The 6,563-nt window shown below is 42.7% G+C and carries 7 protein-coding genes and 1 pseudogene; 3 read left to right on the forward strand and 5 right to left on the reverse strand.

Going from position 1 to position 6,563, the window contains the following annotated elements:
* The first annotated feature begins 348 nt into the window (after positions 1-348).
* Positions 349-1,605, forward strand: coding sequence for a poly-gamma-glutamate hydrolase family protein (locus tag ACEYW6_RS35415; protein ID WP_412983481.1), 1,257 nt, complete (start codon positions 349-351; stop codon positions 1,603-1,605).
* A gap of 89 nt (positions 1,606-1,694) precedes the next feature.
* Here the strand turns inward: ACEYW6_RS35415 and ACEYW6_RS35420 are convergent, their stop codons facing one another.
* The 4 genes and pseudogenes from ACEYW6_RS35420 to ACEYW6_RS35435 form a co-directional block, all read right to left on the reverse strand.
* The gene (locus ACEYW6_RS35420) at positions 1,695-1,976 is read right to left on the reverse strand and encodes a DNA cytosine methyltransferase (protein WP_412983487.1); all 282 of its coding nucleotides are present in this window, start codon (positions 1,974-1,976) and stop codon (positions 1,695-1,697) included.
* Entirely contained in the window at positions 1,903-2,355 is a 453-nt protein-coding gene (locus tag ACEYW6_RS35425; RefSeq protein WP_412983482.1) for a DNA cytosine methyltransferase, read from the reverse strand. The genes ACEYW6_RS35420 and ACEYW6_RS35425 overlap by 74 nt, the downstream gene beginning before the upstream one ends.
* Positions 2,356-2,593: 238 nt before the next feature.
* Entirely contained in the window at positions 2,594-2,932 is a 339-nt protein-coding gene (locus tag ACEYW6_RS35430) for a hypothetical protein (protein ID WP_412983483.1), read from the reverse strand.
* Between the two features lie 347 nt (positions 2,933-3,279).
* Positions 3,280-3,506: pseudogene (locus tag ACEYW6_RS35435) on the reverse strand (transposase family protein); the annotation flags it as partial.
* Between the two features lie 457 nt (positions 3,507-3,963).
* Here ACEYW6_RS35435 and ACEYW6_RS35440 point away from each other — a divergent pair.
* Together ACEYW6_RS35440 and ACEYW6_RS35445 are read left to right on the forward strand one after the other, a co-directional pair.
* Positions 3,964-4,551, forward strand: a complete 588-nt coding sequence (locus ACEYW6_RS35440; protein ID WP_412983484.1) for a PEP-CTERM sorting domain-containing protein — start codon at positions 3,964-3,966, stop codon at positions 4,549-4,551.
* Between the two features lie 212 nt (positions 4,552-4,763).
* Positions 4,764-5,648, forward strand: a complete 885-nt coding sequence (locus tag ACEYW6_RS35445; RefSeq protein WP_412983485.1) for a hypothetical protein — start codon at positions 4,764-4,766, stop codon at positions 5,646-5,648.
* Between the two features lie 264 nt (positions 5,649-5,912).
* Here the strand turns inward: ACEYW6_RS35445 and ACEYW6_RS35450 are convergent, their stop codons facing one another.
* Positions 5,913-6,518: a hypothetical protein gene (locus tag ACEYW6_RS35450; protein WP_412983486.1), complete on the reverse strand. Its 606-nt coding sequence runs from the start codon at positions 6,516-6,518 to the stop codon at positions 5,913-5,915.
* Positions 6,519-6,563: the final 45 nt, after the last annotated feature.

The following is a 6,563-nucleotide window of genomic DNA, read 5'->3' on the forward strand; positions in this document are numbered from 1 at the left end:
GCTGTATTGGGCTTGGTTTATTGCGTCTAATCCTTGTATAGTGCAGCTTTAAAAGTTTTTCGCTCTTTTTGCGTAAAGTATAAAACTTGAACTGAAGAGTATTACATAGCGAACGAATTATATGTAAAACATGGACAAGATTTTAAAAGTCCTTTATTTAATTCCCCCTTTAGAGAAACGCTGCTCTGGTCATGCCCCAGGGCAGTTTTTTTGTAGGTAGGCAAAATACAGTTTGCACCGTTAGCGTTGCATAAATCAACCGTTCATCTCTGATAAATCCTCGAAGCTACCAATTGCAGCTTTTTAGTCTTAACTACTTCAGCACAACAATCTTGGCAGAAAACATAAATGATTACGAAAATATCCGTAAATCGATTTGGCATATTTCTCAGCAAATATACTCAAAAGCTGGGAACTATAGCTTTAGGCACAACATTGCTATTCTTTTTGAGTTCCTTATGTTGGTATGCTCCGGCACTTGCAGATACTTTTGGTTGTTATCAGGGAACAGGTAGTCCTGCTGCCTGTACTAGCTCCTTGCCACCACTAATTGGCTCAGAGTGTATTGCCAACAGTGGGGGAACTGTTAATGATTGGAACACAACCATAGTTGACAATAACAGTAATGTTACTGCCTTATCTTTTCACGGTGGGCAGATAGAAGCCAACACCAGCCCCATTAGCGAAGATTTACAGGAACTATACGGTTGGAACCGTTATGACTTTAATGGCCATGTAACAACTGCTGATTGTAAAAGTTTATGGTCGGCAGACACATCTAGTTGTACTGTGGGAAGAAATTTTTGTACTCTTCACATTACGTCTACACGCTTTAACGATAATGCATCAGTAAATCTTGTGGGGGCACATCCAAGAGCTGTAGCTATTCATGGCTGTGGTTCCTCTGGTTGCTCTAGTAGTACTATTTGCGTTGGTGGTAGAAACATTACCACTACACAAATAGTAGACTTCAGAAACTATGTGGACACATACAAAGCATTAGTTTCTGGAACGTTACTGACATTCAATGTGCCTGCTAATACTGGCGATTCTGGTGCAACTTGTGCTTCCATGCTCGCAGGTGAAAATGCAAATAACATCGTCAATAGAACTTCCAGTAACGAAGGTCTTCAGCTAGAAATGAGTTCTGATATTAGAAATCGCCTAGCTAGTGATGATCAGGAAGATGATTTATTGCGTGCAGTTGTTTACGGCGGAATTGCTGATGCAGTGGGCGAACCTCCATTACCTCTGGTTAGTCTAGGAAATACTGAAACATACACAGCTAATGGCAAAACATTTACTAAATACAATCTCAATGTAGAAAACCGCAGCGAATATGATTCTCAGCTATTTGCCCCAGCCCCGACATTACCTCCTTGTGGATCTAACACAAACTCTGCTAGAACTTGGGTTAATATCTACAATGCCGATAATGATCAGCGTATATACGGCTTCTGTGCTTTATCGTCTCCACAAAATTTAAACTCTATTTGGTTTGCAGTAGAGCAAGGGCAAACTCCACCTGTGTCTATTTATGTATCTTTGGTTGATAGGCAAGTTAACACAACATATCGCTCTAACCGAGTTCAAATTAGTATTTAATTAAGTATAACTTCAGAGTAGATGTGAGTTTCCAATTGCTAAAATTGGGGAGATGTACCAGCACTGCTCCAAGTTTTGGACAAGGTTAGTTATACAATTGCAGCTTTCAAAATATTTTGTGCCGACATGAATAATTGAGTCGCAAAACTGGGAGGGACAGAATACCCGATAATTGACCCCGCCGTAGCAGTCTCGTTGGGAAACTCGTACCAACCGGGAAACCCTTGCAAGATTGCAGCCCCTTCAATAGACAAAGATTTAACTATCCCATCCGGCAACCAGATATCAGCGAACTTACTACGGTTGCAACCTTTGTGATCGGTGAAGTGCGAGCGCCTCCGGCGGGCGCTTGCGCCATCGCAGAATGGTATTAGCGGGCTGCGACCCTGGCTTGTACTTGGGTAACTTGCGTCCCCCAACCCGTTCAATCAACAGTGGTGTTGGCGCATTCCCGGCTAAAAATTTCTCTAAAGCTTGTTGCTGTTTAGGTAGAAGCTGTGAATCAGGCATCGTAGGGATTAGATGCGCGATTGCCTCGTACCAACCACAAGGTGTAGTTTCCGAAGGTAAGGCAACGCGCAACCCCCTACTTGCAATCAAGACTAACCGCCGCCGCGCCTGGGGTAGCCCAAAGTCAGCCATGTTGACCACGCTGTAATCGACCGAGTACCCCTCTTGTTCCAAAGTATTCAGGATGATGGCAAAACTCTGACTGTTCTGATAGCGTGGGACATTTTCGAGAGCAAACACCCGTGGCTTCAACTGTCGGATGGCTTCTGCAACTGCGATCGCTGCACGAATGGCACTAAGAAAAGGGAAAATCGTTGAGGTAGAAGGGGTGCAGAGGAGCGGAGGAGCAGGGGAGAAAGAAGAAGTTTAAGGCATTGCGTTCAGATATTTAGAAATTCCCCTCTGCACCCCTGCCCCTCTGCAATTCTTACGCCGTCTACCCTTCAGCTTAACTTAGTGCCATTCGGGTCTGTGCCTTCTAAACCTTTATCTGGCTTGGTTTAGCAACCATTGTCGCCCCTTGAAGTGCAGGAGCTTGTGCAGTAACTAGGATTTGTAAGGAAGCAACTGACGAACCATCGGCGTTTAAGCCAAAGGATTCTGCATAGACTTTGGCACCCGTTGCATGGGTAACAGCACCAGCATTGGATGTTCCACCCAGCTGGTCTTCCAGATGACCCAGATAAACCCCAGCATGATCTAGATTATCCCAATTCAAACGTCCGTCGGGGCCTTTATCTACAAACCTTGCGAACGCATAATGAGATGGACTAGTCCCATCTGGATGCAGGAAAATTACGTGATTACCAGTTGCCATAAAACTTGTGAATTGTTTTGAATAAGTTGGGTTTTGACACTTCTTTTCAGAAGACTAAAGTTCCTTCACGATCCAGCCTGCAACACAGGCTAGTTCAATACCATTCATCAGATTTGCGAGTACTTCCAATTGATGGCCAATCTCAGAAAAAGTTACATAATAACTATTCAAAAAAGATGTTGACCTTTATAAATTAAGAAATTATTAACTCTACTTTAAAAATTATTATCTACAAAGCGAAAATAGCTGGTTTTTACTAATTTATCTCCACAGATATACTTTGAGCGATTATTTAAAGAATAAAAATTTAGTCCTGTAGGTGATGAAAAAAGTTAATACTAATTATATTTTAAGCGACGATTAACGTGTTCAACAGTGATTCTTAATCGATTGAGTTTACGATTGTATTTTTTCTGCTCTTTCGTTAACTTTTTTCCTTTTGGCTTTTTAATTGGTGTTTCACCGCCAGTCGCTCATGGGGTAAACCCCCAAGACTGCGCTGGCTTACTTGATGATGAATTTTACTAACTCTTTGATAGCCTTTATCCGCCATGACTTTGAGTAATTCTCCGAATACGAATTCCCTTCATGCGTAAGTTAACAGCTTGACGAATTAAACTTTCAACTGCTCCACTACCAAGCGGTAGCTGATGCGCTGCGACTAGTGGATAATACCTAGAGTGGTAAAACTTGCTAGAGTAGATTTTTAATGATTGAAATAGGCGTAAATAGGTAAACTAAAATTTTCAATAATAACGAATTTACTAGGTTTAAGTTTTTGCTCTAGCTAGTTTTGCCACGCTAGAATTTGTCTGGGCTTGCGTCTTCAAACTCCAGTATCACGCCGCAACGCTTATCATTTAGTTAGGGTACAAAGTAATTCTTTAATAGTATATTGCCCATTTCTGGGCTTGAGCGATTCTTCGAGAACACCGCAGGTATCGCAGAAAATTTTGGTGTACCGAATGTATCTTAAGTTGCCAAGGATGTGATAGCATACCTTCAACAATTTTAGATAGCATACCCAATCCATGAATCAAGTTCGACTCCCCAAAGTTAGCGTCGCCGTGATTGGTTTGGTAGTTGCAAGCGCATTTCATGCTACTCCCGTGCTGGGAGCGATTCTAACTAGACAAGAATTTTCAGGTAATTTTACCTTAGTCAATGCTACTAGCCCATTCCTTACGAACTCTTTGCCATTCAAGAGCGAATATTCAGGATTCGTGGTTTACTCAGAGTCCGGGACTTTGAGCGATTGGGAGCTATCCGTCAACAATCTAGACCTGAATTTGAATCCAGGATCTAGTAATGGTGGTAACTTAACCCCAAATGTTGATTTTGAGCTTGATTCTAGGTCGAATTGGAATTTAGTAGTTGATTTTGGCATTGCTTTTGATGCTCCAAGATATACCTTAGAAAGAACTTCAAGCTCTGAAATTACCTTGAGGGGTGAAGTGGGACGGGCAGGAACATACATCTATCAAGATTCTGCTGCCAATATTACCCTGAGTTCTTCATCTACATCAGTACCAGAACCTGCTTCCCTACTAGGTCTATTGTTTGGAGTTGGTGCAATTGCTGTCTCTAAAAAAGCTGGGGAGACTAAATCTAAAGCATGAATTAACTCGACTCTTTACCAAAGCTTTATCGATCTACACGGTTAAGCGCGTGTCATCGCTCACGGAATATATAGGTTTTCGGTCGTTTACATTGTGTTATTTGCAATTGTAAACATTAACTAGGGAAAAAGACCTTAGCAGGACGCTGGATGATTGAATGTTACACAACGCCTCTAATTCCAATTGTTGAATGGTATTTCTGAAGAGTAGTTATGAGAAAGCACTATTTGATTTTTATACATGGTATGGGTGAGCGTCAGCCCGATGAAAATCCCAATTCCAGCTACGATGACCTGTGGGAGCGGCTGATCAAAAAATCGGGAAAAAGCATTGATGAGTTTGAAGGCCAGTTTGGTCGAATCTATACAAACTGGCACGTAGATCCGCTTCAGAAGGCAGCCCATACTATCTTTAATGCATCATTTCCTCAGCTACAAAACCAACCCCTTAACCCTATGCGCGGCATCCGTGGCTTCATCAGCTTCTTGATGGGAGATGTAATTGCCTACGTGTCTGAAGACGTAAATTTTATCCGTCGCACCGTTTGGACACAAATCTGGAAAGACCTCCATGATCCATTGGAGCAGGGCGCAACCTACAGTATCATTGCCCATTCTCTCGGCTCGGTGATTGCTTTCGATTATCTATTCCACTTGTTTTATCCGAAAAACGAGGATGATTTTTCATTTATTCCAAAGCCTGACCCCGTTGCTAGACCTGAAGACAGGAACTTAGAGGCGATAACGATAAAGCCTGAAGAAATCAAGCTTTTGAGAAAACAATTCCGCCACTTCTTCACAATGGGGTCTCCTATCGGCTTGTTTATGATGCGTAAAGGATCGCTATGGATGGAAGGAGAGCCATTTACTAAACTCTACAATCCAGTTCGAGATCAAGGTCGGTCTTGGTATAACTTCTGGGATAGTGAAGATGCAATTGCTTATCCTTTAGCAGAACTGTTTAAACGAAATCCAGAAAACAACAATCAAATATTGGTGGACATCCCGGTTGAGACAGGATTTCTGATTTTCGATTCCCATACTGGTTATTGGGACAATTCTGATGTTGCTCAAAAAATTGCTAATGTCATTGCTTGAAGCATTGGAGTAACTCTACGACTCGGAATCCTTCAACATTCCCGTCAACCTGAGACTAAGTTGAGAGAGTTGGGTATTGCCTCATTCCTTGTCGAAACTAGGGCGATCGCTTTCTTAGCGGGCGGTTACGCCATCGCCTGACTTGTGCCAACTCTGCTATCAATGCCCCACCAGAGTAAGCGATCGCTTCGGGAGCAGCTATTCCCTTTGTGGTATTGATCTGAGATACAAGTAAAACGCAACAAGATGGTCTGAAAAGCCATGCTATATATAAGTTTGAGCGATAAATTTGTGGTGATGGGTTTTGGCGTTCACGAAGTGTGCCGAAGGTATCACCCTCCTCAAGTCTGGTTTGCTTGGGTCGAACTCCACCGCGATGACTGGACGAATCCCGGCTTGCACCATCCCGGCTTCAATGCCGCCGCCACCAGCGAATAGTACTACGGCGATCGGGGCATCATCTGGGAGTATTGTTTTTATTTTTGTGTTATCAAAATTTTTGCAGACATCTAATTTTGGCGATGTCTTTTTGGTTTTCGCTTTTTTGATAAAGGCGATGATATTCTCTCGTGTTGCCCCCTGTTGTTGTAGTGTCCGAATCAGGGGGACAGCGCCAGGAGGGATTGAGCCGATACTTCGCCCTTTCCATAATCCATCAACTCGTTCTTCCCAGTTAAAACCCCATCGCCACTGAGTCGGGTTGTTTGGGTCACGTTGGCCTATAACTCGTGGGTAAAAAACTATTGAGCCATCAAGTAGCTTTTTCTTTTCGAGATACGGATAGAGGCATCCTTGGCTATGAAGTTGTGAAGCTCTAAGTTCGTCCTCTAAGAATTTTTGGGAGCAACGCGATTTGGTGAGGTTGAACAAAAAAGGTGCGATCGCTAAAAACCTATGTAGGCGTACTTAGAATAG

The sequence above is a fragment of the Nostoc sp. UIC 10607 genome (assembly GCF_047228265.1).
In the GTDB taxonomy this organism is placed as follows: Bacteria; Cyanobacteriota; Cyanobacteriia; order Cyanobacteriales; family Nostocaceae; genus Nostoc; species Nostoc foliaceum_A.